Source organism: Paraburkholderia sp. 31.1, from assembly GCF_014397645.1.
GTDB lineage: Bacteria > Pseudomonadota > Gammaproteobacteria > Burkholderiales > Burkholderiaceae > Paraburkholderia > Paraburkholderia tuberum.
Window position 1 is genome coordinate 1 of record NZ_VZQN01000174.1, and the last position, 900, is coordinate 900.

Here is a 900-nt window from a genome sequence, read left to right on the forward strand (position 1 = left end):
CGAACCTGAACGGGGCGATCGATCAACTCACCCGTCTCGCCGACGCGCAGACCTCGCCGCTGATCGCGCTGATGAAGTCGGTGCAGTACCAGGCGCAGGCGGGACGACCCTCGCAGGCGCTGACCGATACGCTGGTCCGCAAGGCACAAAGCCTGATCGGCAACAACGACGACGCGAATGCCCCGATCGTCAATCCGCTGGACAAGTCATTCGGCCCGCTGCTTGCATTGATGGGAGAGAGCGGCGTTGCAGCGACGGACAGCGGAAACGGCAAGGCCGGTGCATCGACGAACGTCGCGCTGAGTGGCGTCAGCCTGTCGCGCTATCTGACGGCGGTCACCACGATGCGACTGAAGCTGCAGCAGATCGCAGGCAGTCCCGACGCACAGGCGATGGCGCGCTCGCTCGCGCAGGCGGTCTTCCAGGGCAAGCTCTCGGAGCTGTCTCAGGCGCGTGACGATGCGGCGCTGACCGCCGCAAGTCTCGGTTCCGCATGGGCGGGCTTCGGTAACGCGGCGTTTGCGCAGCCGCTCGAAGCCGCGTGGCAGACGATCCTGCAACCGGCTGCGGCGAGCCTGAACGAAGCATGGCGGGCCAGCGTGGCCGCGCCGTTCAACGCGGCGACAAACGGACGTTATCCCTTCTTCGACACGCAGGCCGATGCATCCTTCGCCGAGCTCGGCCGCTTCGTCCGTCCCGACACCGGCCTGGTCGCCCGTTTCATCTCGACGCAACTCGCGGGCGTACTCAAGCTCGAAGGCGATCACTGGACGCCGAACGAACTGGCACCACAGGCACTCCAGTTCGATCCGAAGTTCCTTGCAGGCCTGCGCCAGCTCTCGACGGTCGGCGCGCAACTCTACATAAAGGGCGATGCAAACGAGCGCTTCGAGATGATGG

General features: G+C 65.4%; 1 pseudogene. It reads left to right on the plus strand.

Annotated features, from left to right (window positions below):
• Positions 1-900, plus strand: a pseudogene (locus tag F6X37_RS35850) (type VI secretion protein VasK); the annotation flags it as partial.